Source organism: Magnetospira sp. QH-2, assembly GCF_000968135.1.
Lineage (GTDB): Bacteria > Pseudomonadota > Alphaproteobacteria > Rhodospirillales > Magnetospiraceae > Magnetospira.
Map to the genome: position 1 here is coordinate 2,076,293 of NZ_FO538765.1, position 25,294 is coordinate 2,101,586.

Below are 25,294 nucleotides of genomic sequence, written 5' to 3' on the forward strand. Positions count from 1 at the left end.
CTCCTTAGCGATAGCAGACCGTTTTGGCGGCCTCGACGATCTGATCCACCCGTGGCAGGGCCAAGGCTTCCAGGTTGGCGGCATAGGGCAGCGGCACATCCTCGCCGCAGACCCGGGCCACCGGCGCGTCCAGCCAGTCGAAGGCCTGCTCCATGACGATCGCCGCCAGTTCCGAACCGATGCCGGAGAAGGCCCAGCCTTCCTCGATGCTGACCAGTCGATTGGTCTTGCGCACCGAATTGAGAATGGTGGCGGTATCCAACGGGCGGATACTGCGCAAGTTGATGACTTCCGCCTGGATACCCTGCTCGGCCAGCTTCTCTGCGGCTTCCAAGGCAAACCCGACCATGCGCGAGAAGGCGGTGATGGTCACATCGGCACCGGGCCGTTCGATCTTGGCCAGGCCAATGGGCACCACATAGTCGTCGGATACTGGCACGTCAAAGCTTTGGCCGTACATCAACTCGTTTTCCAGCACGATCACCGGGTTCGGGTCCTGGATAGCGGCCTTGATCAGACCCTTGGCATCGGCGCCGGACCAGGGAGACACCACTTTCAGCCCCGGCACATGGGCATACCACGAGGCATAGCACTGGCTGTGCTGCGCTCCGACCCGCGAGGCGGCGCCGTTGGGGCCCCGGAAGACGATGGGACAGCCCATCTGGCCGCCGGACATATACAGGGTTTTGGCCGCCGAATTGATCACATGGTCGATGGCCTGCATGGCGAAGTTGAAGGTCATGAACTCGACAATGGGCAGCAACCCGCCGAAAGCGGCGCCGACACCCAGACCAGCAAAACCGTATTCGGTGATCGGGGTATCGATCACCCGCTTGTCGCCGAATTCGTCCAGCAGCCCCTGGGACACCTTGTAGGCGCCCTGATATTGGGCCACTTCCTCACCCATCAGGAAGATGCTGTCCTTCTTACGCATTTCCTCCGCCATGCCGTCGCGCAAGGCTTCTCGGACGGTGATGGTATGGGTTTCACCCAGGGATGGTTCATCGGCGGACGGTTCGGCCACCGGCGCGGCCGCTACCGGGGTGGCTACCGGAGCCGCTTCGGCCTCGGTCGGCGCAACGGAAGGCGCGGCGGCAGCGGCCCCTTCCAGAGCCGAGGCGTCCTCGCCTTCTTCCAGAATCAAGGCAATCAGCGAATTGACCGCCACGTTGTCGGTGCCTTCGGCAACGACGATCTTACCGATGGTCCCTTCTTCCACGGCTTCCACTTCCATGGTCGCCTTATCGGTTTCGATTTCGCACAGCACGTCGCCGCTGGAAACCGTGTCGCCTTCGGCCTTGCTCCACTTGGCGATCTTGCCTTCGGTCATGGTCGGCGACAGGGCCGGCATCAAAACTTGAATGGGCATGGATCAGACCTCCACCAGCACGTCGGTATACAATTCGGACGGATCCGGCTCCGGGCTTTCCTGCGCGAAGGCGGCGGCCTCGGTGACGATGGCCTTGACCCCCTTGTCGATCTCCTTCAGCCCGGCATCGTCCAAATGGCTTCCTTCGGCAATCAATGCACGGACCAGATCGATGGGATCGCTTTCGGAACGCACCTTGGAGACTTCTTCCTTGGTTCGGTACTTGGCCGGATCGGACATGGAATGGCCGCGATAGCGGTAGGTCTTCATTTCCAGGATATAGGGCCCTTTGCCGGATCGGCAGTGCGCGGCGGCCTTGGCCACGGCGTCGCGCACCTCGACCACGTTCATGCCATTGACCTGCTCGCCTGGTATGCCATGAGCGGCACCGCGATTGGCCAACTCAGTGGTGGCCGAATGACGTTCGATGGAGGTGCCCATGCCATACTTATTGTTCTCGATGATATAGATCACCGGCAATTGCCACAGGGCGGCCATGTTGAAAGCTTCGTATATCTGCCCCTGGTTGGCCGCGCCGTCGCCGAAATAGGCATAGCAGACACCTTTGTCGCCCTTGTATTTATGAGCGAACGCCAGACCGGTGCCGATGGGCACCTGGGCCCCGACAATGCCGTGACCGCCATAAAAGCCGTTCTCGGCCGAGAACATATGCATGGAGCCACCCTTACCCTTGGAATAGCCGCCCCGGCGTCCGGTCAATTCGGCCATGACGCCTTTGGGATCCATGCCGAAGGCCAGCATCTGACCATGGTCGCGGTAGCTGGTGATGACAGTATCCTGGGGCTCCGAGGCCGCCTGGGTGCCGACCACCACGGCTTCCTGACCGATATAGAGGTGACAAAACCCGCCGATCAGGCCCATGCCATACAACTGCCCGGCCTTCTCTTCGAAACGGCGGATCAGCAGCATGTCGCGATAGTACTGGACCAATTCCTCCGGCGTCGCGGTGGGTTTCGGGGCCACCTTTTTTCGGGTGCCGCCGCGACGGGGCGCGGGTTTCGTCGTTGCCATATTCACATACCTCCCGGTAAAGGGCCTTCCATGGATGCTCTGTTCCCTGACCCTACGGAGGTAAAAGGTCCTTTGCAACTCCTTTTATTTATACGCAACTCATTGCGTTTATTATATTATTTATATGTTTACTATATTTCAGTTAAATTGCTGCGACGCACCCATTACTCCATAACTTCTTGTCGCAATATCCGTACGAGGAGAGCACATGGCTTGAAAGAATGCTGCCCAATCCCCTATTTCATAAGGGGTAGCTGTGAAACCCACCCATGCATGACAAGCATGCCCACCGTTATAAGTTTTGAACCTCGGGAAATTTTTTGGTACTCAATGGGTCACGAAATCTCGCATTGTTCGTAGAGAATTCCATGCCCCTAAGCCACGTAATCTATAGTTCTGTTTTTCAAGATGGCCTTGGTCAAACGGACTTGGAGGCCATCCTCAAGGCTTCGCGCGAAAAAAACGCGGCTTTGGGGCTGACCGGGATCCTCATCCATGCGGATGGTCTGTTTGTGCAGTTGCTGGAAGGCGAGTCACACCACGTCAATCAGGTGCTGGACTCCATCATCACAGACCCCCGTCATTGGCAGATTCATGTATTGCTGAAAGAAAACATAGGCGAACGGTCATTCCCAGATTGGACCATGGCCTTCATGGAGGAAGACCTGATTCAAATCCAGAAACTCCTGGATATTGAAGGTGCGATAAGTGCGGAAACCATGAATGGCAAACTACAAACAGCAAAAGGTTGGCCGCCGCTGTTTCTTGAATACTATTCGAACAAATTCCGCCAAAGCTGAGCCCTTATATTGCCGCTGCCGAAATCACTTGGTTTCGCCCCCCGTCCTTGGCCGCGTAGAGGGCGGCATCGGCCAGGCGCAGGCATTCGAACTGGTCGCCGGCATCGGTGGGGATCGTCGCCAAGCCACAAGAAATGGTCAGCTTGGGCAGCGGTTTGCCATTGTATTCGATGACCGCCTCTTCGACCGCCTGGCGAACCGCTTCGGCCTTGACCAGGGCCCGTTCCTTATCCAACCCGACAAAGACCAAGGCGAACTCCTCGCCGCCATAGCGGCAGGGCAGATCTTCTTGGCGGCAATTGTCGCGCAGGATCTGGGCCACGGCTTGCAGCACCACATCCCCGGCTTCATGCCCATGCTGATCATTGAAGCTCTTGAAATGGTCAGCATCGACCAGCAACATGGAAATGGGCGCACCGGACCGTTTGGATCGGCGCATCTCCAGTTCCAGGGTTTCATCGAAGAAACGCCGGTTATAGAGTTTAGTCAGGGGATCGCGCACGGAATCCTGATGTAGTCTCTCACGCAGGCGCAGGTTGGCAATGGCCGTCCCCAAACGCTCGGCGACGGAAGCCAACACATCCCGATTGCGGGCGATCCGCTCGGATGACGCCTTGCTTTCCGGCGGGCCATAGAGGGTCAACAGCCCAACCGCTCCATCGCGGGTATTCACCGGACAACAGATAGCGTGATCAAGACAATCCCGGTCGAGATGCCGACAGATCAAGTGGTCATCAGGGCTTTCAAGCACTTTCGGCTCTCCCTGCCGTAGGGCCCAGCAATCCCCGACTTTGAAATCCGTCTCGCAGCGGTATTCACCGCCCCAACCGACCGCCATTTCCGCTACCCGGTTTTCGATGACATTGAAATAGGCGCCCTTTTCCCCATCGAACAAATCAGCGCCATACTTGACCAAAGCGTCCCAAAGCTCCTCTTGGGATTCCGCAGCCTGGAAGAAGGCATTCATGCGGTTGATCTGGGAATTGACATCGTTCAAGGCGTCCAGGGCGCCAACCCGCTGCGATAAATCCTCGTTCAGCCGCTTCAATTCCTCCGCACTGCGTTTCTGCTCGCTGATATCGCGGATAACCCCGGTGAACATATTGCGGCCACCAATGGTGATGTGGTTGACCGACAGGAACATGGGGAACGTCGTACCGTCCTTGCGCTGCCCCACCACCTCGCGGCCCTTGCCGATGATCTTGGCGATACCCGTTTTCAGATAGGCATCAAGATAACCATCGTGTTCCTTCTTGAAGGGTTCCGGCATCAGCATCCGGACGTTATTGCCCGTCAGTTCGTCGATCCGGTAACCGAAAATCTTTTCCGTTGCCGGATTGGCTTCCTCGATATTGCCCGTCTCGTCGACCGTGATGATGGCTTCTGTCGCCCCGGTGAGGATGGCCCGCCCCCTGGCCTCGCTTTCGCGCAGGGTGGTCTCTGCCTCCTCGCGCCGTTTTTCGGTACGCAGAGTAATGATCAGATTCGAACAGGTGACCAGGAAAGGTTGCAGGAAGTCGATCAGGTCCTCGCTATAGCCACCGGGCCGGTTGGCGATTCCCACCATACCGACAAATTCCTCGCGGGAGAAAAACGGCAGGCCCAGAAAAGCATCCAAAGACGGGTGCCCCTTGGGCAGGCCGCCGCTACGCGGGTCCGCCGAGGGGCTGTTGGACAGCACCGGCTTACAACTCGTCAAAACCCGGCCGAACAGGGTTTCCGTGTTGGTGAACTTCAATCCCTCGGGGGCATTCTCCTCATAGAATTTCCGGATTTCATCGTCCCAGGCGATATTGGTGATGGCAAGGGTGGTGAGAAACGGCTTGCCTTCATCGGTGTAGCTCACTTCACCGATGAAGCCATATTCGCTTTGGGTCAGATCAAGCAGTTCGTTGAGCAACTTTTCAAAAATGAAACGTGAATCGGCCTTGCGGGAGATTTCCTGTTGCGCGGTGGTCACCGCATTGAGCAGGCGGCTATAGCCGCGCCGGTCGGAAATGTCGCGAATGACACCGGTGAACATGCGCCGTTCACCCACCGCCATTTCACTTACCGCCAGTTCCATATCGAAAAAGCGACCATCCTTGCGCCGACCCAACACCTCCCGGCCTTGACCGATAATGCGTTTTTCGCCGGTTTTCAGATATCGCTTCAAATAGGCATCATGCTTGGCCCGATGGGGCTCCCCCATGAGCATGGAGACATTCTCGCCGATGACTTCGGATTCCGTATAACCGAACAAGACCTCGGCAGAGGGGTTGAAGCTCTCGATGATACCCTCTTGGTCAATGGTGACGATGCCGTCCACCACCGTCTCGAACATGGCTTTCAGGCGATTGGCCTGATCTTTGAGGGTTTCCTTGCGTTTGTTGGTTTGGGTTCCTGTCATAAGTGCCAGCCTTTTGCTTTGTGTTTTTTGGCCTTTATGTAGAAGCACCCTGGTTGGTGCCAGGACGCCCGCTACTTCCCTTGATCCTGCTCAAAGATGATCAGGTCATCTTCCCCCGCATAGTTCAGCATGGCCCGCACCCGTTCGTCCAGCAAATCCGGGTCCAGGCTGTTGGGGTGCAACAGATGCACCCGGCGCTCCCAGGACTGCCGATCCTCGGCCACCTGGGCGGCCAGGAGTTCGACCTGCTTCACTTCCTCGCGCAATTGCACCCAGGCGCGGAATCCCCGATCGCCATTAAAGACATGGAAAGCGAAATAGGCCACCAGGCAGGCGCCCAAAACCGGTCCGGCCACTTGACGGAGTCCCAGTCTGATATCGTCCCGTAACGCCATGATCGACAAAGCCCCGCCTTCACCACACACCCCGAATCGAGCCGATTTCCGACTCAGATTCACCATGCCATGAGGAGTCTTGCCGAGCCGTTAACGGCCCCACGAAAAAACACCGGATCCCAGCCAAAGCCGGACCCGGTGTTCTTCATTCGTGACCTTGGCAGCCTCTCGGCCGCTGGTGCCCCTACGCGCGCAGAATGGTCCGCCCGGCATAACGCGCCGCCGGGCCCAATTCCTCTTCGATGCGAATCAACTGGTTGTACTTGGCGATCCGGTCGGAGCGGGACAGGGAGCCGGTCTTGATCTGCCCGGCATTGGTGGCCACCGCGATATCGGCGATGGTGCTGTCCTCGGTCTCGCCGGAGCGATGCGAAATGACATTGGTGTAGTGGGCCTTGTGGGCGATCTCCACAGCTTCCAGGGTTTCGGACAGGCTGCCGATCTGGTTGACCTTGACCAGCATGGAATTGGCGATGCCCTGGCTGATGCCGTCCACCAGACGGGCCGGGTTGGTGACGAACAGATCGTCGCCCACCAGTTGGCACTTGCCGCCCAGTTCCTCGGTCAGGATCTTCCAGCCGTCCCAGTCGTCCTCGCCCATGCCGTCCTCGATGGAAAAGATGGGATAATTGGCGGCCAGACCAGCCAGGTACTTGGCGTTGCCTTCGGCGTCCAGGGTCTTGCCCTCGCCCGCCAACTCATACTTGCCGTCCTTGAAATATTCAGAAGAGGCGCAGTCGAGAGCCAGCACCATATCGTCGCCCGGATTATATCCGGCGGCCTCGATGGCCTTCATGATGAAGCTCAGGGCCTCGTCGGCACTGGCCAGGCCGGGGGCGAAGCCGCCCTCGTCGCCGACATTGGTATTGTGGCCGGCATCCTTCAGGCCCTTTTTCAGGTTATGAAACACCTCGGCGCCCATGCGCACGCCCTCGGCGATGGTCGCGGCGCCCACGGGCATAATCATGAATTCCTGGATGTCGATGGGGTTGTCCGCATGGGCGCCGCCATTGACGATGTTCATCATCGGCACCGGCAGGGTGCGGGCATGAGAGCCGCCGATATAGCGGTACAGGGGTAGCCCGGCCTCGTCGGCGGCGGCCTTGGAGACGGCCAGGGAGACTCCGAGAATGGCGTTGGCGCCCAGGCGTCCCTTGTTGTCGGTGCCGTCCAGGTCGATCATGGCCTGATCCAACACTTCCTGATCTTCGGCCTCCAGACCCACCAAGGCATCGAAGATCTCGTCATTGACCGCATCTACGGCCTTGGTGACGCCCTTGCCCAGGTAACGGCTCTTGTCGCCATCGCGCAGTTCCACCGCCTCGTGGACCCCGGTGGAGGCGCCCGACGGCACAGCCGCGCGGCCAAAGGCGCCGGTCTCCAGAATAACATCGACCTCGACGGTCGGATTGCCTCGGGAATCGAGGATTTCGCGGGCATGGATATCGGTGATCGCGGTCATGGCGGGAGCCCCCTGTGTAAATTGGGATGGGTCTACAGGTCGGATGTGCAAATGTTGAGTACTCCAATCCAGGGAGCACCGCAACATTAACCCTAACAACGCAGGGTTTCCGTTTTGTGACAGCTCCCCTATGCTGCCGTCGCCTTCCGGTGCCTGTACGCAGGAGAATCGGAAACGCGGTGCCAATCCGCGACGTGCCCAACGCTGTAAGGGGGACCCGGCGAGCATCATGCCACTGATTGCAAATCGGGAAGGCGCTCGCCCTGGGAACGATCCCAAGTCAGAAGACCGGCCGGAAGGACGAGGCCCGGCTCCCAGGACAGGAGTTCGGGCGTACCGCCATCGAAAGGGGACTCCCGATGAGCGATCCGAATGCCTTCACGCCCGAAGACCGCGAAGCCGTCTACAAGGCCATCTTCACCCGTCGCGACGTACGCGGGGAATTCTTACCCGACCCGGTGGACGACGCCACCCTCACCCGCCTGCTCACCGCCGCCCATCACGCACCGTCGGTGGGCTTCATGCAGCCCTGGGATTTCCTGGTCATCCGCGACGTCGCCACGCGGCAAAAGGTCCATGGCCTGTTTACCAAGGCCAACGACGAGGCCTGTGCCCAGTTCCCCGAGGACCGGCGCGCCACCTATCAGTCTCTGAAGCTGCAAGGTATCCTCGACGCGCCGGTGAATCTCTGCATCACCTGCGACCGCGACCGGGGCGGCCCGGTGGTCCTGGGCCGCACCCACCAGCCGGAAATGGACCTCTACTCCACCGTCTGCGCCGTGCAGAACCTGTGGCTCGCCGCCCGCGCCGAGGGCCTAGGCGTCGGCTGGGTCTCCATCCTCGACCCGGAGGCGCTCAAGACCGTACTCGAAATCCCCGAGAAGCTAACGGTAATCGCCTATCTCTGCATCGGCTGGGTGTCGGCATTCCACGATATGCCGGACCTGGAAAGGAAAGGCTGGCGGGAACGGATGGGGCTGGAGGGGGTGGTGCATTGGGAGGGGTGGTGAGGGGCCCCGATCATAAACCGATCCTCCTACTCCCTCCAAAAACCTTGGTTCACTCCACCGGTCGGGGCAGGCACCCTGAGAGGATCCCGTCTCGGGCCAGAGGCTCCATGATACTGCGCGACAAGTTGATGGCTTTCTCTTCTGGGGAAAGCACCCATCCCAGACTGCCCCGGTTGGATAGGTTTGCTCCCCAGAGGGTTTCCCCGGATCGACGGTCAACGTAGCGGATACGGTATTCCCGCGACACATCTTCTGTTCCGCCCGCCTTCCGCAATTGGTGGCTCATGGTCTCGGTCACCAGCAAAACCCCCTGCGCCGGATAGTCGCGAACGGCTTCCAGGGCCTGCTGGTCGGACACCGGAATCCAGGGCTCCCGGTACATCCGGTCCAGTCCCAACAGAAGGCTCAACAGCCCCCCCATGGAAGGATTGGTGCTCTTATAGGTGATTTCGTTCAGCCGGAATCCCCCAGCGATGCCGCAGACCTTCAGGTGATCGACCATCAACTGGCCGAACAGATAGGGGTCCACCGCCCCCGATTCACGCGCCATGGCTGCCGAAATCACCACCGACTGGGGTCGGTCCTGGGCGGATTGGGCAACGAACTTGTCACTAACATCGGAGGTTTCGCAGGCGGCAAGGGTGATCCCGAGCAAGCCGAGACACAACAGCCGGATCGTATGGATAGGATGCTGTCCCATCATCATGACCCTACAGGATCACCGGATGCGCCTTCGCCACCTGATCGAACCGGATCAAGGTCTCCAACAGCCCGCCCAGGTCTTTCAGGGCGATCATGTTGGGGCCGTCGGAGGGGGCTTTGTCCGGGTCCGGGTGGGTCTCGATAAACAGACCGGCGACGCCGACGGCGACGGCGGCGCGGGCCAGGACCGGGGCATATTCCCGCTGACCGCCCGAGGAGCCCCCCTGCCCGCCCGGTTGCTGCACCGAATGGGTGGCGTCGAAGATCACCGGCGCCCCGGCATCCAGGGCCATGCGCGGCAGGCCCCGCATGTCGACCACCAGGGTGTTGTAACCGAATGACGTGCCGCGCTCGGTGAGCATGACGTTGGGATTGCCGCTCTCGGTGACCTTGGTGACCACGTTGCGCATGTCCCAAGGCGCCAGGAACTGGCCCTTCTTGACGTTGACCACCTTCCCGGTATGGGCGGCGGCGATCAGCAAGTCGGTCTGGCGGCAAAGAAAAGCCGGAATTTGCAGAATATCCACTACCTCCGCCACCGGGGCACATTGGGCGATCTCATGCACATCGGTGAGCACCGGCAGGCCGACCTTTTCGCGGATCTCGGCGAACACCGGCAGGGCTTTTTCCATGCCGATGCCCCGCTCTCCGCCCAGGCTGGTGCGGTTGGCTTTGTCGAAGGAGGCCTTGAACACCAGACCGATATTCAGCCGATAGGCCAGTTCCTTCAGCGCCACGGCCATCTCGATGGCATGGTCGCGGCTTTCCATCTGACAGGGCCCGGCGATGATGGCCAGGGGCAGATCATTGCCAAAGGTCACGGAACCGGCGGTGACGTGAAGATGCTTGCTCATGATGGCGCCTACTTTACACCAAACGGGACTGTTTGACCGCTGCTTCGATAAACGAGGTGAACAGCGGATGCGGATCGAAAGGCTTGGACTTCAATTCCGGATGGAACTGCACGGCAACGAACCAGGGGTGATCCGGGAATTCGACGATCTCCGGCAACAATCCGTCCGGTGACAGGCCGGAAAACACCATCCCGGCGGCCTCCAGACGCATCTTGTAGTTCAAGTTGACCTCATAGCGATGCCGGTGGCGTTCGCTGATCATGGCTTGACCATAAATCGCGCGGGCCTTGGTGGCGGGCATGGTCTCGCAGTCATAGGCGCCCAGACGCATGGTGCCGCCCAGATCGGTTTCGGCGTCACGCTGCTCGACCCCGTCCTCGCCCATCCATTCGGTCATCAGACCGACCACCGGTTCGTCGCAGGGACCGAATTCCGTGGAGTTGGCGCGCGGGATGCCGGCCAGATTACGCGCCGCCTCGACCACCGCCATCTGCATGCCAAAGCAGATGCCGAAATAGGGCACGCCGCGCTCGCGGGCAAAGGTCACGGCGGAAATTTTACCTTCCGCGCCGCGCTCGCCGAATCCACCCGGCACCAGGATGCCATGCACCCCTTCCAAATGCTGGACGGCGTCTTCCTCTTCGAAGATCTCAGCCTCGATCCACCGCAGCTTGACCTGAACCTGATTAGCAATGCCGCCGTGGGTCAGCGCTTCGGCCAAGGACTTGTACGCATCCAAAAGTTCCGTGTACTTGCCGACCACGGCAATGGTCACATCGCCCTCGGGATTGACCACCCGACCGGCGATTTCCTCCCAAATGCTCAGGTCCGGCGCCGGGGCGGCCAGGCCGAAGTGCTTGCAGACCACATCGTCCAGGCCCTCGGCATGGTAGCTCAGCGGCACCTTGTAGATGCTGTCCACGTCCAGGCAGGGAATCACCGCTTCCTCGCGCACGTTGCAAAACAGTGCGATCTTGCGCCGTTCCCCGGCGGGCAGTTCGCGGTCGGAGCGACAGAGCAGCACATTGGGATGGATACCCACCTGCTGCAATTCCTTCACCGAGTGCTGGGTCGGCTTGGTCTTCAACTCCCCCGCCGCCGGAATATAGGGCACCAAGGTCATATGCATATAGAGCACCTGCCCCGGCCCCACTTCGTTGCCGAACTGACGAATGGCCTCCAGGAACGGCAGGCTCTCGATATCACCCACCGTGCCACCGATCTCGCAGAGGATGAAGTCTTCCTCGCCGATATTGCTGCGAATGAACTCCTTGATGCCGTCGGTGACATGGGGAATCACCTGGATGGTGGCGCCGAGATAGTCTCCGCGCCGTTCCTTGGCGATCACGTCGGAATAGATCCGCCCGGTGGTCACATTGTCGCTCTGGGCCGATGGAACGCCGGTAAACCGTTCGTAGTGGCCCAGGTCCAGATCGGTTTCGGCGCCGTCATCAGTGACAAACACCTCGCCGTGCTGATAGGGACTCATGGTCCCCGGGTCGACGTTGAGATAAGGGTCCAGTTTGCGCAGGCGGACATTGAATCCGCGCGCCTGCAGCAGAGCTCCCAGAGCAGCCGAGGCCAAACCTTTTCCAAGAGAGGAGACCACGCCGCCGGTGATGAAAATAAATCGCGCCATGGGCCCGCACTATACATGATCACGCGCCCCCAAAAAGCGAAAAGAGGCGGCAAATCTGCCCCCTCTTTTTCTACCCTATGGGAAGCGGGGAAAACCCGCCATTTTCGGCCCTATTCAGCCAACGGCGCAGCCGGGGCGGCGGGCTTTTCAGGCTCGGCCGGGGCAGCGGGAACCACCGTTTCGGTCTCCGGTATGGCGGAAGATTCGGCTCCGGGCTTGGTGCCACCATCGAGAATCGAGGTTGGCTTGCCGGTATTGTTGGCCATCAGGGCCAGGGTCAGGCTGGTAGCCATAAAGGCGGCAGCCAGAACAGCCGTGGCCCGGGTCAACAGATTGGCCGTGGCGCGACCGGTCATGAAACCGCTCATGCCGCCACCACCGCCGCCGCCGCCGCCGCCGCCCATACCCAAGGCACCGCCTTCTGAGCGTTGCAGCAGAATCAGGACCACCATGGCAATGGCAATCAACAGATGAATGACGAGCAGGACGGTGGTCATGATGCCTCCGGAAAACACAAATAGGTTCGGCGACGGCAAATCCGTCCCGGTCGCGGGGTTTTATACCCTTCGCCCGGGGAATGCCAGTGGAAATGAAACGGGGCGCCCCAAGACACCCCCCAGACTGCTGAAAAAGTGTTGTCCTACGGGCCGCGTCACCCTTCGACAAGCTTAGGGTGAGGCTAACATGTTGAAAATTCGAAGGCTCTTATGCTGAGCTTGTCAAAGCATGTGTCGTCACACGCTCGAAATCAGACTTTTTCAGCAATCTGAGGGGCGCCCCTAGACGCCCCTCTTACGCGATGAAGTAGGTTTCCCGACTTACTTCGCCGCTTCGGCGATGCCCCAGAAATCCTCGACCTTGAGGGCCGCGCCACCGATCAGCCCGCCGTCGATGTCGGCTTGGCCCATCAGCTCGGCGGCATTGCCGGGTTTCATGGATCCGCCATAGAGGATCCGCATGCCACCGGCGATGTCACCCCCGACCATGGCGGTGAGTTCGGCACGGATGGCCGCATGAACTTCCTGAGCCTGTTCCGGGGTCGCCACCTTGCCAGTGCCAATGGCCCAGACGGGCTCGTAGGCAACGATGCAATTCTCGGCGGTGGCGCCATCGGGCAGCGAGCCGTTGAGCTGGCTCTTATTGATATCGATGGTCTTGCCCGCCTCGCGCTCTTCCAATGTCTCACCGATGCAGACGATGACCTTGAGCCCGGCGGCCAGGGCGGCTTCGGCCTTGGCCTTGACCGTGGCGTCGGTCTCGCCGTGGTCGGTGCGGCGTTCGGAATGGCCAACGATGGCAAAGCCGCAACCGGCGTCTTTCAGCATGGTGGCGCTGGTATCGCCGGTATGGGCCCCGCTGACATTCATGTGACAATCCTGACCGCCCACGGCAACGCCGCTTCCGGCCACCGCGTCAACCACCGTCGTGATCAGCGGAAACGGCGGGCAGACCAGGATATCGAACGGCGCGTCAGCCCCGATCCCCTTGCGCTTGTCAGCCACCCCGGCGGCCAAGGCCTTGCCGTCGGCCAGCAGGCCATTCATTTTCCAGTTACCAGCGATCATCGGACGCCGTGCGCTCATGGTTTGGTCTCCCCCCAATATCGGTTTCAATCTCGATTAAAAGCTGGCTTCGTCTAGCACGAAACCCTCGCAGATTCCACCTCTCCCGAAGGCCCGGTTTTTCGTGGTTGCGGGTCCAGGCCTCGGCTTCTATCATCCGGCACCTTTTTTTTCGTTGATCCACACCCTTAAGGTCCGGACTCATCATGCTGGAATTCATTCGAAGCCGCTCCAAATCCATCGCCGTGCAGGTCCTGTTCGGCTTGTTGATCCTCAGTTTCGTGGCTTGGGGTGTCGGCGATTTTGTCAATAGTTCTTCGCAGGGCACCGCCATCGCCAAAGTCGGCGAGCTGGAAATCGACCCCTTGCAGTTTGACTACGAATACCGCCGCGAAATCGAAAACATGCGCAACATCCTGGGTGGCAATTTCACCAATGAACAGGCCAAACTCATGGGGATCGGCCCATCGGTGTTGGAGCGATTGATTGAGCGCAATTTGTTGAGTCTGGCCAGCCACGAGATCGGCCTGGCGGTCAGCGACAATATCGTCCGCGAGGAAATTCAGAATCTCCCCGCCTTCCAAAACGAAGTGGGACAGTTCGACCGTTTCAAATTCAACCAGGTTCTACAGACCAGCAATTTGACCGAAGGCATGCTGGTGGAACAACTGCGCGGCGACCTGAACCGCGGCATGCTGGTGGATAGCCTGCGCGGCGCCATGATCGCGCCCCGGACCCTGGTCGAGCCCGCCTTCACCCATCGCGAGGAACGCCGCATTGCCCAAACCTTGCTGGTCGCCAATGATAAGGCGGGGGAGATTGCTCCGCCGGACGACAGCACCATAAAGACCTATCACGAGCAAAACGCCGGTCGATTTACGGCCCCGGAATACCGCAAACTGACGTTCGTTTCTCTAAAAGCCGAGGATCTGGCCGGAAACGTGGCCGTTTCCGAAGATCGCGTCGTCGAACTGTTCCAAGAGCGTAGCGGCACTTACAACATTCCCGAACGACGCAAGCTGTCTCAGGCCGTGCTCCCCGACGAAGCGGCCGCCAAGGCCTTGGTGGAAAGCGCCAATGCCGGAGGGGAACTGACCGGCGCCGTGGACCTGGGCGTCATGGATAAGAGCGGCCTGCCCCTGCCCGAACTGGCCGACGTGGCCTTCAGCCTGTCTAAGGGACAAGTGGGCGGACCGGTCAAGAGCCCCTTTGGCTGGCATGTTTTCAAGGTCGAGGACATCGAGGCCGCCCGCACCAAGACGCTGGATGAGGCGCGCGAGGAACTGACCCGCGATATTGCCTTGGAATTGGCGGTGGACGACCTCTACAAGCTCTCCAATGATCTGGAAGACACTTTGGGTGGCGGCGCCACCTTGGAAGAAGCGGCCCGGGATCTGAGCATCTCCATCGCCACGGTCGCCGCCGTGGATGCCCAGGGCCGGGATACGGAGGGCGGCTCGGTAGAAGGTCTGGCCGCCGATCCGGATTTCCTGCGCGTCGCCTTTGCAACCGAACCCGGCCAGGAAAGTGCTCTGACGGAATTCGGCAGCGACGGCTATTTCATTGTCCGGATCGATTCGGTCACGCCGCCGACCTTGCGCCCGCTGGATAGCGTTCGCAATGACGTGATCAAAGCCTGGACCGCCGAGCGCAAGAGTACCGCTGCCTTGGACCGGGCCAAATCCCTAGCCAAACAGATGGAAAGTGGTCTGAGCCTCGACGACGCGGCCAAAGCGGTGGATACAACCCCCATCACCACCCCGGCCCTGACCCGCGATGGCACGGGCGCCGCTCTGCCGCGGCCTTTGGTGGACGCCCTATTCAATGCCGAAAAAGGCGCCGTGGTCACGGCGCAAGGTCCAGCTGGTGCCTATGTGGCCCGGCTCACCGAGATCATCGTTCCCAACGCGAAGGCAGATAGCGAGAAAGGCAAGGTTGCCGCCCTGACAACCGCCGTCACCCAGGAAATGTCATCCGACCTGATGGTACAGTATCTCAATGCCTTGCGGTCTCAATACGGCGTGACCGTCAATCAGCGCGCCCTTGACGAGGCCCAATAATGCAAATCCGGCCCGATTTCGCCCAGTTCAAGGCAACCTACGAATCGGGTCGCGCGCAGGTGGCCTGGACCACCCTGGTCGCTGACCTGGAAACGCCGGTCTCCGCCTATCTGAAATTGGCCGACGGACGGTGCAATTCCTTCCTGTTGGAATCGGTAACCCAGGGCACCAATCGCGGCCGCTATTCCTTTATCGGCCTGAAACCCGACGTCATTTGGCGTTGTCACGGGCCCAAGGCAGAGATCAACCGGCAGGCGCGCATGGACCCGGATTCGTTCGAGGCCTGCCAATTGGACAGTCTGGCCTCTTTCCGCGCCCTGCTGGCCGAGAGCCATATTGATCTGCCCGAGGAACTGCCGCCCATGTCAGCGGGTCTGGTGGGCTACATGGCCTATGACATGATCCGCCAGATTGAGACCCTGCCCGACGACAATCCGGATGAGATCAATATTCCAGACGGTATCTACATGCGGCCCAGCGTGATCGCCGTGTTCGACAATATCGAAGATCTGGTGACCGTCATCACCCCGGTCTGGGTCGATGAGGACAACATCAGCGCCGAGGCGGCGCATGAACAGGCCCGCACCCGGCTTGCCGATGTGGTGGCCGATTTTCAGCGCTCCCTGCCCTATCGGCGGGAACGGCCTTCGGACACGGCGGATCTGGGTGAACCGCAGTCCAATATGACCCGCGAGCAGTTCCACTCAATGGTCGACAAGGCCAAGGAATACATCCTGGCCGGGGATATCTTTCAAGTGGTGCTGTCGCAGCGTTTCCGGCTGCCATTCAATCTGCCGCCCTTTGCGCTGTATCGATCTTTGCGTCGGTTGAATCCATCGCCCTATTTGTTCAATCTGGATTTCGGTGATTTCACCATCGTCGGCTCAAGCCCTGAAGTGCTGGTGCGGGTGCGCGATGGCGAGATCACCATCCGCCCCATTGCCGGAACCCGCCCCCGTGGCGCCACGCCCGAGGAGGATCGGGCACTGGCCAAGGACCTGTTGGGCGATGAAAAAGAGTTGGCCGAGCACCTGATGTTGCTGGACCTGGGCCGCAACGATGTGGGCCGGGTGGCCAAAGTTGGGTCTGTCCGGGTGACGGAACGTTCGATCATCGAGAACTATTCCCACGTCATGCATATCGTTTCCAACGTGATCGGAGAATTGGACCGTGATCGGGCCGATGAGCTGGATGCCCTGTTCGGCGGTTTCCCGGCAGGCACCGTCTCCGGCGCACCCAAGGTGCGTGCCATGGAAATCATCGATGAGTTGGAACCGGAAAGGCGCAGCTTCTATGCGGGCTGTATCGGCTATTTCGGCGCCAACGGCGATATGGATACCGCCATTGCCCTGCGCACCGCCCTGGTCAAGGACGGCACCCTCTATGCCCAGGCGGGCGGCGGAATTGTCCACGATTCAACGTCCGAAGGCGAATACCAGGAAAGCCTCAACAAGGCCCGCGCCATCATCCGCGCGGCCCAGGAAGCGGTCCGCTTCGCGGCTCGGGGCTAACCCAGGATATCCACCATGCGGCTGAGCGGCACCAAGGTGATTCCCTTGGCCTTCAACTTCGGCAGCCACTCGCCAAGCATGCGGATGGTGGCGTCGCGCGGGTGGCCAATGGCAATGGCCCGACCATTGCGTCGCGCCAATTTCTCCAAGATTGCCAATTGCTTGGCCACGGCATCATCTTTGTTGACGTTATCCAAAAACACATTGCGCATGGCAAAGGGAATGCCCACCCGACGCGCCACGTCAGGCCCGGCCGTCTTGCCGGTGGTGCGGGAATCCAAAAAAAACAGCCCGCGGTCCCTGAGTTCTTCGAGAACCACGGCCATGGACGAGGCATCGGCGGTGAAGGCGCTGCCCATGTGGTTATTGACCCCAACGAAGCCCTCGAAACGGCTGAGGCCCCAATTAAGACGGCGGCGGATCTCGTTCGGCTCCAGCCCCAATTCCAAGACCTCAGGCCCCGGGTCCAGCTTGGCATTGCCCGGCTGCATGGGAAAATGCACCAACAGTTCATGCCCGGCGGCGGTGGCAGCGCCGGTCTGACTTGCCAAATCTTCGGCATAGGTCAAAAAGGCCATGGTCAAGGGACCGGGCAAGGCAATGGTTTTACGGGTGCGCTTGTGATCAATCCCCAGATCATCAATCACCACGGCCACCATGGGTCCTTCCTTGGTCGGCGCAGGTAGCGCGGCAGGCGGCAGGGAGGCCACCTGTGGCGAGGCCGCTGCACCCGGCGGATCGAGGGGGAACAGCTCCTGAAACACCTGACCAACGGGCGCCGCCTTGGGCGGTGGCATGACACCCCCCGGCTTGATCCTGGGCTTCGGGGCCTGCGCCAGCATGGCCACGGCGCTGGTCTCATTGACCACCGGTTCCTGAACCACCGGCGCCGGGGCGGCCAGGAATGGTTCGGGTGCCTTTGGGAGCAAAGATTCGGGCGGCGTGGGATCCGGGCCTTCATAGATATCGTGAGGCAGCGCTTCCTCGTAGGGCAGGCTTTCCAGATGAGCCAGTTCTTCGATCGGGTCGGGAAAGATCGGTTCCGGCGGCGGTAACTGGTATGGCGCCCCGCCATTGCGGCGCTTGTAATAGGGAATCTCCTGCGAGACCTTTTTAATGCTGACCACGCGGGAATCGTCGCCGCGCAGCATCACCCCGGCCCCATAGCCGAACGCCAGGGTTCCCACGGCCATCATGCCATAGACAACCCAGCGAATCAGGGGCTTGGTCGGTAAAAGCGGCATTGGTCCCGGTCCCGGTTAATGATCCTCGACCCCTACCCCGGCGCGAGGATGGCGTCAACGACCTTGGGGCTTCCACCGCCTGAGAAGCAAGGAATTGCTGACCACGCTGACACTGGACAAGGCCATAGCCGCGCCGGCCACAACCGGACTCAGTTGCCCGGATACGGCCAAGGGAATAGCAATGACGTTATAGACGAAGGCCCAAAACAGGTTTTGGCGGATCTTGTTGGCCGTGGCCCGCGAGATATCCAGCGCATCGGCCACCAGGTCCGGACGACCGCGCATAAGGGTTATCCCGGCGGTGGCCATGGCCACGTCGGTGCCGGTCCCCATGGCGATCCCCACATCCGCCGCCGCCAGGGCAGGCGCGTCATTGATGCCGTCGCCCACCATGGCCACGCCGCCCTTGCCACGCAAGGGCGCCACCATATCGGCCTTGTCGCCGGGCATCACCTGAGCGATGACCTCGTCCAGGCCCAGGGTCCGGCCGACTTTTTCCACTGCCGCCCGACTATCGCCACTGAGCAGAATGGTCCGCCGCCCCATGGCCTTGAGGCGGGCGACGGCCGAGGCCGATTCGGCCTTGATATTGTCCCCGAACGCCAACAATCCTGCAGCTTTGCCGTTGATCGCCACATAGACCACCGTATGACCTTCGGCTTCCAGATCCGTCACCGGCTCGACGGGAATATCCCTCTCGGCCATCAGGCGAGCATTGCCAATCAGCACATTTTTCTTGCCGACCCGGGCTTCCAGGCCGCGCCCCGGCAAAGCGGTAAAGCTTTCCAACTTGGGCAGGGTTTTCACTTCGCATACATCCAGCAAGGCCCGGGCCAGGGGATGTTCACTGCCCTGTTGGGCGGCAGCCGCCAGGATCACCAGAGATTCGGTCTTGCGGCGTCTATCCAGGCTCTTGGCCAGCACCATTGTCGGGCGCCCCTCGGTCAGGGTGCCTGTCTTGTCGAACACAACGGTTCTCGCCTTATGCGCCCCCTCCAGCGCCGCCGCGTCGCGGATCAAGATGCCCGCCCGGGCTGCCGCGCCCGTCCCGACGATGATCGCCGTCGGCGTCGCCAGGCCTAGGGCACAAGGGCAGGCAATAACCAGCACCGACACGGCATGGATCAGCGCTTCGACCCCGGACGCACCAGCCAGTAGGTGCCCGGCAAAGGTCCCGTAGGCGATTACCGTGACCACCGGCACAAAGATCGCCGCCACCCGGTCCACCAAACGCTGCACAGGGGCTTTGCTGGCCTGAGCGTTCTCGATCAGACGCACAATGCGCCCCAACACCGATTCGGCGCCAATGGTGGTCGCCGAGACTCGAAGTAGCCCCTCGCCATTCAGGGCCCCTCCGGTCACCCTATCGCCTGGCGCCTTGGCCACCGGCAGGCTTTCTCCGGTCAATAGGGATTCATCTGCCTGGGACTCGCCTTCCATGACCTCGCCGTCCACCGGGAAGCGTTCACCAGGCCGCACGATCACCAGATCACCACAGCGCACCGCCTTGACCGGAATGGCAATTTCCTCGCCATCGCGGAGAATGCGCGCGGTCTCGGGACGGAGATGGCCGAGGGCCCGAATGGCCGCCGTGGCACTCCATTTGGCGCGTCCTTCGAGCACCTTGCCCAGCAGGACCAGGGTCACCACACTGGCCGAGGCTTCGAAATACAGATGATCCGCCTCGCCGCGCAGCATCAGGAAAAGGCTCAATCCATAGGCCGCCGAGGTACCCAGCACCACCAGCAGATCCATGTTCGACGACTTGGCCCGCACCGCATTGTTGGCCGCCACATAGAATCGGAACCCGGCCCCGAATTGGACAATCGTCGCCAAGACCAATTGGACCAGGGGGGACAAGACCAACCAGCCGCCGGTCCACATGGCAATCATTTGCAACCAGAATGGCAGGGTAAGGGTCAGGGCCCCGGCGAGCACCCACAGATCCCGGCGCAGGCGGGCATTCTGTCTTGCTTCCAAGGCCTCATAACCGTCTTCCGCCGCCGGTTCGGCGCCGAATCCGGCCTTCTCCACCGCCTTGATCAGGTCGGTGGTGGCCAAGGTGGCATCCTTATAGGCGATGGAAGCCTTTTCATTGGCCAGGTTGACGGTCGCCGAGACCACCCCCGGCTGATTATTGAGCACCCGCTCCAACCGCCCGGAGCAGGCGGCACAGGTCATGCCTGAAATGGTCAGCTCCAGGCTTTGTATATCAATCTTGTTCATGGGCCTTATGTAAGCCTGCCCGCATTGACACGCAATCACCGGATCTCAGCATTGGTACCCCCAGTGCCGGGCCCAGGGCGCCAAAATCGGCATAACCGGCTCCATTTGAGCCCGATAGCGTGTCCACCGGCCCGAGGCACTTCGATAGATCGGCTGAGTCACCTGATCATAGCTTGGGGTGCGTACCCGCCCCCGTTGCCGCGCGGTTTCGGCAAAATCCCTGAACGCGTCAGTCCACTCCAAACCGAGAAAATCCACCAGCGGTCCAAGCGTACCTTCGAAATCATCCACCAGGTCTTCGTAGCGGATGGTGTAAACCGCTGGATCGAACAGAGCCTCGTAGCGGCTCCACAGGCCGAATACGCGGTCGTAGAGCGTCGCCGCGCTCTCCAGCTCACGGAAATTGGCCATGGCGTCGTTTTGCTTGAAGTTCTGCATAAAGCAACTCAGCACACAGTCGCAGGGATGGCGCAGGGCAAGGATAAAGCGAGCCTTGGGAAACAGGCGGCAGATCAATCCGGCTTCGACCATATTCAATGGCATCTTGTCGACGATATGGGGGACGTCGCCGGCTTCGTCGCGAAATGTCTCCAATCGTTCGAAATACAGGTCCCGAAGCGTCCGGATCTCGTTCGGGTCAAGGGTGGCCAAGGCCTCCGGATTGCCCCTCTCCATGGCGGCCAAACGGGTACTCACGGCTTCGAGCATCGGACGTTCCTCGATGACCCCGACCAAGGGATGACTGCGGAGAATGCTATCCAACAGCGTGGTTCCCGAGCGCGGAAAGCCGACCAGGAATATGGGATCGAGTCGGTCGTCGAGCCCCTGTGCGCCGGTCCAGTCGTGAGGGTCAACCGTGGCAAACCAGGCGCCCAGGCGATCAATAAACGCCGCATATCCAGCCGGATTCACCTCCTGAGCCTGTTCCGTCCGCGCCGCCCATTCGTTGGATTGGCGGAAGTAATCAAAGGCTGCCGAGGGGTCATCAATACGGTCGCAAGCCTCGCCAAGCAATTGGGCGCGGGCAGCGTTAAAATGGGGATCTTCCGGTCCCGGCTCCCGCGCTTCGAGAATCTCTCTAACAGCTGAATAGGCCCCTTCGCGTTTTTTGACCATCGCTTGCCAAAGGGTCAGTCTCGGGTGATCTGGACAGGCCGCTTCCACCGCCGCTACGGCCTCTGTTAGCTCGTTGACTTGATTGGATTGTTCAAGCAATTCGATCAACGAATCGTGGGTTGCCGCACGCTGCGGTTCCAGCTCCAGAGCGCGATGGAAATGAACCTTTGCACGCTCCATGTCGCCCAGAAACCTTGCTGCAATGCCCAGATTGTGATGCGCCTCCGCCATGGTCGGCTCGAGGGCCAAGGCTTGCTCGAAATGGCCCAATGCCTTCTGCGTTTGATCCAATCGATGGCTGACCGCCCCCAGCTTCAAATGAGCAAGGGCATGGCGGGGCATGAGGTGCACGGCCTGACCATAGGCCGCCGCCGATTCTCGAAGCTGCCCCAGTCCTTCCAGGGCAATGCCCAGATTGTAGTGGGCCAAACCAAAGTCGGGCTTGAGGTGGATCGCTTCGAGAAAGGATTTTGCCGCTTCCTCGCCCTCATTCAAGGAAAGCTGCGACACGCCGATATTGTACCGAGCCTCGCAATAATCATGCTTCAGGCTCAATGCCTTGCGAAATTCATCAATGGCCTTGATGGATCGCCCCTGCGCTTCTAGGACCAGCCCTAGATTCGTATGGGCCTCGGCGCTTCCCGGATCATCGCGCAGCGCCTCTGCAATGTGTAGTTCCGCTTCATCCAGGCGTCCGGACTGATAGGCCGCGACCCCTAAATAGTGACGGGCATGGCTTTGATGCGGATCCTTGGCCAGCACCCGCCGATACAAGGCCTCGGCCTCGGCCACTCGGCCTGACTGGTGCAGAGTCAGAGCCTGTTGTAGCCACCCGATCCCCTCCTCGCTCGCCTGGGACCCGGCCCGCTTGGCTTCCCGTTCCCGTCGTCTTCGTTCCGCCCGGTTCATGGCACTCCCCGTGATTCGGCCACAGGATAGCTTGATCCAAGAAGCCTCGAAAGGCTTGACCCCAACCCGCCCTTGACGCCCTCCCCCCGCCTGGGCAGGATGGCCGCTCCGCTGAGAGAGAGGCATCCATGTTTCTGCTGATCGATAACTACGACAGCTTTACCTATAATCTGTGGCATTTCCTGAGCGAATTGGGCGCCACCGTCGAAGTGCACCGCAATGACGCGCTGACCGCCGACGAGGCTCTGGCCCTAAACCCGCAAGGCTTGATCATCTCACCGGGCCCTTGCGACCCTGATCAGGCAGGAATCTGCCTGGAACTGATCGACAAGGCGGCAGGCAAATTGCCTGTTCTGGGGGTCTGCCTCGGCCATCAATCCATCGGACAGGTCTTTGGCGGGAAAGTCGTGCGCGCGCCCACCTGCATGCATGGCAAACTGAGCCCGATCGCCCATACGGGAAAAGGGATTTTTGCCGGGTTGCGCAATCCCTTCACCGCCACCCGCTATCATTCCTTGCTCGTGGATCGCGAGAGCCTGCCCGATGACTTGCAGATCACGGCGGAAACCAAGGATGGCCTGATCATGGGATTGCAGCACAAGTCGCTGCCCATATTCGGTGTCCAATTTCATCCCGAGAGCATCGCTTCGGAGTTGGGGCACGACCTGTTACGAAATTTCCTGAAAATCACCTCCAAGGAGCCTTTGGCGGCATGAGCGATACGGCCCACTACCTAAAACCCCTTCTGGCCCAGGTGGCCGACGGCGTCTCCATGAGCGAGGACGAAGCGGCCCAGGCCTTTGAAATCATCATGTCCGGCCATGCCACCGACGCCCAGATCGGCGCCTTTTTGATGGCATTGCGGCTGCGCGGCGAGACGGTGGAGGAAATCACCGGCGCCGTGCGCACCATGCGCGCCAAGATGCTCACCGTCACCGCTCCGGACGGCGCCATGGATATTGTCGGCACCGGCGGCGATGCCTCGGGCACCTACAACATCTCCACCGCCTCGGCCTTCGTGGTCGCCGGTTGCGGCATCCCCATCGCCAAGCACGGCAACAAGGCCCTGTCGTCCAAGTCCGGCGCCGCCGACGTCCTGACCAGCCTGGGCGTGAATATCGGTGCTGAAATGGATGTGGTGGAAAAAGCCATAGCCGAGGCCGGGATTGGCTTCCTGATGGCCCCGCGCCATCATAGCGCCATGAAATACGTAGGCGCTCCCCGGGTTGAGATGGGAATCCGCACCATCTTCAACCTGCTCGGCCCCATGTCCAATCCCGCCGGGGTCAAACGGCAGATGACCGGCGTCTTCTCCCGTGACTGGGTCCGCCCCATGGCCGAGGTTCTGGGTCGCCTGGGCTGCGAGAAGGCCTGGGTGGTGCATGGCTCCGATGGTCTCGATGAACTGACCACCACCGGCCCCTCCTTTGTTGCCGAACTGAAGGATGGCGCAGTTGCCGAGTTCGAGGTCTCGCCTGCCGACGCGGGCCTGCCCATGGCGGCACCGGAAGACCTCAAGGGGGCCGACCCGGAAACCAACGCCAAAGCCCTGCGCGATGTGCTGGGTGGGACAGAGGGTGCCTATCGCGACGTGGTGCTGTTGAATGCGGCCGCCTCCTTGGTGGTTGCCGACAAGGCCGGGGATCTGAAACAAGGCGTGGCCCAGGCCGCCGACAGCATCGAGTCCGGCAAGGCATTGGCGGCATTGGACAAATTGGTCGCGCTGACCAATGGATAATGTGCTCGACAAGATCTGCGCCGACAAACGCGACCATGTGGCCCGCTGCAAGGCTGACCGCTCCCTGGCCGATGTGGAGCGTGCCGCCAAATCCGCCGAACCCACCCGTGGATTTGCCGAGGCCCTGACCCAGGCCGTGGCGGAAGGTGGACACGGCCTGATCGCGGAAATCAAAAAGGCGTCGCCCTCAAAAGGCCTGATTCGCGGTGATTTCGATCCCGAAACGTTGGCCGCCGCCTATGAGGCCGGAGGCGCTTCTTGCCTGTCCGTACTCACGGATCAACCCTACTTTCAGGGCCATGATGACTATCTGGTGGCTGCCCGATCGGTGGTCGATTTGCCGGTCCTGCGCAAGGATTTCATGGTCGATCCCTATCAGGTCACCGAGGCCAGGTCCTTAGGTGCCGATTGCATCTTGTTGATCATGGCGGCGCTGGATGACGGCCTGGCCAAGGAGCTTGAATCGGCAGCCATGGACTGGGGCATGGATGTGCTGATCGAAATCCACGATGGCGAGGAATTGGACCGGGCCTTGGCGCTGCGCTCTCCCCTGCTCGGCATCAACAACCGCAACCTCAAGACCTTGGAGGTCAGTTTGGCCACCACCGAGACACTGGCCCCCCGCGTGCCCACGGACCGCCATCTGGTCTGCGAAAGCGGATTGTTCTCCGCCAAGGACCTGCATCGCATGTCCAAAGTTGGCGCCCACCGGTTTTTGATCGGTGAGTCTCTGATGCGTCAACCGGATGTGGCGGCGGCGACCAAGGCCATCCTCGCCCCGATCGAGGACCTCTGAGAATGGCGGAATTCTCTCATTTTGACACCAATGGCAACGCGGTCATGGTGGATGTGTCCAAAAAAGACAGCACCGAACGCACCGCCACGGCCGAGGGAAAGGTTTTGGTCTCGCAGGAAACCATGGACCTGATCCAGGGCAAGGGCTTCAAGAAAGGCGACGTGCTCGGCGTGGCCCAACTGGCCGGCATCATGGGCGCCAAACGGACCCCCGATCTGATTCCCTTGTGCCACCCCCTGGCCCTGACGTCGGTCAAAGTCGATCTGTCGTGCGACCTGGTGGATACCGCCGTGGTCATTTCCGCCACCTGCAAGCTGGCCGGTAGGACCGGGGTGGAGATGGAAGCCCTGACAGCCGTCGCGGTCGCCGCCCTGACCGTCTATGACATGTGCAAGGCGGTGGACAAGGGCATGCGGATCACCGACATTCGGCTCACCCACAAGGCCGGAGGCAAATCCGGCACCTATGAGGCCCCCTGAT

Annotated in this window: 21 protein-coding genes and 1 riboswitch; of the genes, 8 read left to right on the forward strand and 13 right to left on the reverse strand. The window is 60.7% G+C overall.

All coding sequences use genetic code 11. The features are described 5' to 3' along the window. Window positions 1–4: 4 nt before the first annotated feature. Window positions 5–1,369 carry a pyruvate dehydrogenase complex E1 component subunit beta gene (locus tag MGMAQ_RS09845; RefSeq protein WP_046021410.1) on the reverse strand — a complete coding sequence of 455 codons (1,365 nt, stop codon included), beginning with the start codon at window positions 1,367–1,369 and terminating at the stop codon, window positions 5–7. Window positions 1,370–1,372: 3 nt separating this feature from the next. Further along, window positions 1,373–2,401, reverse strand: a complete 1,029-nt coding sequence (gene pdhA / locus MGMAQ_RS09850) for a pyruvate dehydrogenase (acetyl-transferring) E1 component subunit alpha (RefSeq protein WP_082085365.1) — start codon at window positions 2,399–2,401, stop codon at window positions 1,373–1,375. 368 nt (window positions 2,402–2,769) lie between these two features. Between pdhA and MGMAQ_RS19560 the strand changes: the two genes are divergently transcribed. Continuing rightward, the gene (locus MGMAQ_RS19560; protein ID WP_052716294.1) at window positions 2,770–3,201 is read left to right on the forward strand and encodes a BLUF domain-containing protein; all 432 of its coding nucleotides are present in this window, start codon (window positions 2,770–2,772) and stop codon (window positions 3,199–3,201) included. Between the two features lie 4 nt (window positions 3,202–3,205). Here MGMAQ_RS19560 and MGMAQ_RS19565 read toward each other — a convergent pair whose 3' ends face one another. The 3 genes from MGMAQ_RS19565 to eno form a co-directional block, all read right to left on the reverse strand. Further along, entirely contained in the window at window positions 3,206–5,590 is a 2,385-nt protein-coding gene (locus MGMAQ_RS19565) for a PAS domain S-box protein (RefSeq protein WP_052716295.1), read from the reverse strand. Window positions 5,591–5,661: 71 nt separating this feature from the next. Then, complete coding sequence (locus MGMAQ_RS09865; protein ID WP_046023185.1) at window positions 5,662–5,985, reverse strand: septum formation initiator family protein; 324 nt, start codon at window positions 5,983–5,985, stop codon at window positions 5,662–5,664. 184 nt (window positions 5,986–6,169) lie between these two features. Further along, complete coding sequence (gene eno / locus MGMAQ_RS09870) at window positions 6,170–7,447, reverse strand: phosphopyruvate hydratase (RefSeq protein ID WP_046021411.1); 1,278 nt, start codon at window positions 7,445–7,447, stop codon at window positions 6,170–6,172. A 130-nt stretch (window positions 7,448–7,577) separates the two neighbouring features. Next, window positions 7,578–7,759, forward strand: a riboswitch (cobalamin riboswitch). Between the two features lie 47 nt (window positions 7,760–7,806). On the opposite strand from eno, the gene bluB reads away from it, so the two are divergent. Continuing rightward, entirely contained in the window at window positions 7,807–8,457 is a 651-nt protein-coding gene (gene bluB, locus MGMAQ_RS09875) for a 5,6-dimethylbenzimidazole synthase (protein ID WP_046021412.1), read from the forward strand. 49 nt (window positions 8,458–8,506) lie between these two features. On the opposite strand, the gene MGMAQ_RS09880 is transcribed toward bluB, so the two are convergent. The 5 genes from MGMAQ_RS09880 to tpiA form a co-directional block, all read right to left on the reverse strand. Then, window positions 8,507–9,163, reverse strand: coding sequence for a hypothetical protein (locus tag MGMAQ_RS09880; RefSeq protein ID WP_046021413.1), 657 nt, complete (start codon window positions 9,161–9,163; stop codon window positions 8,507–8,509). Window positions 9,164–9,167: 4 nt separating this feature from the next. Next, the gene (kdsA, locus tag MGMAQ_RS09885) at window positions 9,168–10,013 is read right to left on the reverse strand and encodes a 3-deoxy-8-phosphooctulonate synthase (RefSeq protein WP_046021414.1); all 846 of its coding nucleotides are present in this window, start codon (window positions 10,011–10,013) and stop codon (window positions 9,168–9,170) included. 13 nt (window positions 10,014–10,026) lie between these two features. Next, window positions 10,027–11,652 carry a CTP synthase gene (locus MGMAQ_RS09890; RefSeq protein WP_046021415.1) on the reverse strand — a complete coding sequence of 542 codons (1,626 nt, stop codon included), beginning with the start codon at window positions 11,650–11,652 and terminating at the stop codon, window positions 10,027–10,029. 110 nt (window positions 11,653–11,762) lie between these two features. Continuing rightward, window positions 11,763–12,149, reverse strand: a complete 387-nt coding sequence (secG, locus tag MGMAQ_RS09895) for a preprotein translocase subunit SecG (protein WP_046021416.1) — start codon at window positions 12,147–12,149, stop codon at window positions 11,763–11,765. 321 nt (window positions 12,150–12,470) lie between these two features. Further along, entirely contained in the window at window positions 12,471–13,235 is a 765-nt protein-coding gene (tpiA, locus tag MGMAQ_RS09900; protein ID WP_046021417.1) for a triose-phosphate isomerase, read from the reverse strand. 185 nt (window positions 13,236–13,420) lie between these two features. On the opposite strand from tpiA, the gene MGMAQ_RS09905 reads away from it, so the two are divergent. Continuing rightward, complete coding sequence (locus MGMAQ_RS09905) at window positions 13,421–15,274, forward strand: SurA N-terminal domain-containing protein (protein ID WP_046021418.1); 1,854 nt, start codon at window positions 13,421–13,423, stop codon at window positions 15,272–15,274. Continuing rightward, window positions 15,274–16,785, forward strand: a complete 1,512-nt coding sequence (trpE, locus tag MGMAQ_RS09910) for an anthranilate synthase component I (protein ID WP_046021419.1) — start codon at window positions 15,274–15,276, stop codon at window positions 16,783–16,785. The genes MGMAQ_RS09905 and trpE overlap by 1 nt, the downstream gene beginning before the upstream one ends. Here trpE and MGMAQ_RS19570 read toward each other — a convergent pair. From MGMAQ_RS19570 to MGMAQ_RS19575, 3 genes are read right to left on the reverse strand one after another with little or no spacing between them, the layout of a single operon-like run. Then, complete coding sequence (locus MGMAQ_RS19570) at window positions 16,782–18,029, reverse strand: divergent polysaccharide deacetylase family protein (protein ID WP_052716297.1); 1,248 nt, start codon at window positions 18,027–18,029, stop codon at window positions 16,782–16,784. The genes trpE and MGMAQ_RS19570 overlap by 4 nt on opposite strands. A gap of 54 nt (window positions 18,030–18,083) precedes the next feature. After that, window positions 18,084–20,255, reverse strand: coding sequence for a cation-translocating P-type ATPase (locus MGMAQ_RS09920; protein WP_046021420.1), 2,172 nt, complete (start codon window positions 20,253–20,255; stop codon window positions 18,084–18,086). 45 nt (window positions 20,256–20,300) lie between these two features. Beyond that, complete coding sequence (locus MGMAQ_RS19575) at window positions 20,301–22,280, reverse strand: tetratricopeptide repeat-containing sulfotransferase family protein (RefSeq protein WP_052716298.1); 1,980 nt, start codon at window positions 22,278–22,280, stop codon at window positions 20,301–20,303. 128 nt (window positions 22,281–22,408) lie between these two features. Between MGMAQ_RS19575 and MGMAQ_RS09930 the strand changes: the two genes are divergently transcribed. From MGMAQ_RS09930 to moaC, 4 genes are read left to right on the forward strand one after another with little or no spacing between them, the layout of a single operon-like run. Next, window positions 22,409–22,996 carry an aminodeoxychorismate/anthranilate synthase component II gene (locus MGMAQ_RS09930; RefSeq protein ID WP_046021421.1) on the forward strand — a complete coding sequence of 196 codons (588 nt, stop codon included), beginning with the start codon at window positions 22,409–22,411 and terminating at the stop codon, window positions 22,994–22,996. Beyond that, on the forward strand, window positions 22,993–24,018 hold the full coding sequence (gene trpD, locus MGMAQ_RS09935) for an anthranilate phosphoribosyltransferase (protein WP_046021422.1): 1,026 nt from the start codon (window positions 22,993–22,995) through the stop codon (window positions 24,016–24,018). Before MGMAQ_RS09930 ends, trpD begins: the two co-directional genes overlap by 4 nt. Then, window positions 24,011–24,814 carry an indole-3-glycerol phosphate synthase TrpC gene (gene trpC, locus MGMAQ_RS09940; RefSeq protein WP_046021423.1) on the forward strand — a complete coding sequence of 268 codons (804 nt, stop codon included), beginning with the start codon at window positions 24,011–24,013 and terminating at the stop codon, window positions 24,812–24,814. Before trpD ends, trpC begins: the two co-directional genes overlap by 8 nt. Before the next feature lie 2 nt (window positions 24,815–24,816). Then, the gene (gene moaC / locus MGMAQ_RS09945) at window positions 24,817–25,293 is read left to right on the forward strand and encodes a cyclic pyranopterin monophosphate synthase MoaC (protein WP_046021424.1); all 477 of its coding nucleotides are present in this window, start codon (window positions 24,817–24,819) and stop codon (window positions 25,291–25,293) included. Window position 25,294: the final 1 nt, after the last annotated feature.

Coding starts and splice junctions, on each gene's coding strand:
- moaC (WP_046021424.1), top strand. CDS start 24,817: ATGGCGGAATTCTCTCATTTTGACACCAATGGCAACGCGGTCATGGTG.
- secG (WP_046021416.1), bottom strand. CDS start 12,149: ATGACCACCGTCCTGCTCGTCATTCATCTGTTGATTGCCATTGCCATG.
- MGMAQ_RS19560 (WP_052716294.1), top strand. CDS start 2,770: ATGCCCCTAAGCCACGTAATCTATAGTTCTGTTTTTCAAGATGGCCTT.
- tpiA (WP_046021417.1), bottom strand. CDS start 13,235: ATGAGCGCACGGCGTCCGATGATCGCTGGTAACTGGAAAATGAATGGC.
- MGMAQ_RS09865 (WP_046023185.1), bottom strand. CDS start 5,985: ATGGCGTTACGGGACGATATCAGACTGGGACTCCGTCAAGTGGCCGGA.
- pdhA (WP_082085365.1), bottom strand. CDS start 2,401: ATGGCAACGACGAAACCCGCGCCCCGTCGCGGCGGCACCCGAAAAAAG.
- trpE (WP_046021419.1), top strand. CDS start 15,274: ATGCAAATCCGGCCCGATTTCGCCCAGTTCAAGGCAACCTACGAATCG.
- MGMAQ_RS09845 (WP_046021410.1), bottom strand. CDS start 1,369: ATGCCCATTCAAGTTTTGATGCCGGCCCTGTCGCCGACCATGACCGAA.
- kdsA (WP_046021414.1), bottom strand. CDS start 10,013: ATGAGCAAGCATCTTCACGTCACCGCCGGTTCCGTGACCTTTGGCAAT.
- MGMAQ_RS09890 (WP_046021415.1), bottom strand. CDS start 11,652: ATGGCGCGATTTATTTTCATCACCGGCGGCGTGGTCTCCTCTCTTGGA.
- MGMAQ_RS19575 (WP_052716298.1), bottom strand. CDS start 22,280: ATGAACCGGGCGGAACGAAGACGACGGGAACGGGAAGCCAAGCGGGCC.
- MGMAQ_RS09880 (WP_046021413.1), bottom strand. CDS start 9,163: ATGATGATGGGACAGCATCCTATCCATACGATCCGGCTGTTGTGTCTC.
- MGMAQ_RS09920 (WP_046021420.1), bottom strand. CDS start 20,255: ATGAACAAGATTGATATACAAAGCCTGGAGCTGACCATTTCAGGCATG.
- MGMAQ_RS09930 (WP_046021421.1), top strand. CDS start 22,409: ATGTTTCTGCTGATCGATAACTACGACAGCTTTACCTATAATCTGTGG.
- MGMAQ_RS19565 (WP_052716295.1), bottom strand. CDS start 5,590: ATGACAGGAACCCAAACCAACAAACGCAAGGAAACCCTCAAAGATCAG.
- MGMAQ_RS09905 (WP_046021418.1), top strand. CDS start 13,421: ATGCTGGAATTCATTCGAAGCCGCTCCAAATCCATCGCCGTGCAGGTC.
- bluB (WP_046021412.1), top strand. CDS start 7,807: ATGAGCGATCCGAATGCCTTCACGCCCGAAGACCGCGAAGCCGTCTAC.
- trpC (WP_046021423.1), top strand. CDS start 24,011: ATGGATAATGTGCTCGACAAGATCTGCGCCGACAAACGCGACCATGTG.
- MGMAQ_RS19570 (WP_052716297.1), bottom strand. CDS start 18,029: ATGCCGCTTTTACCGACCAAGCCCCTGATTCGCTGGGTTGTCTATGGC.
- trpD (WP_046021422.1), top strand. CDS start 22,993: ATGAGCGATACGGCCCACTACCTAAAACCCCTTCTGGCCCAGGTGGCC.
- eno (WP_046021411.1), bottom strand. CDS start 7,447: ATGACCGCGATCACCGATATCCATGCCCGCGAAATCCTCGATTCCCGA.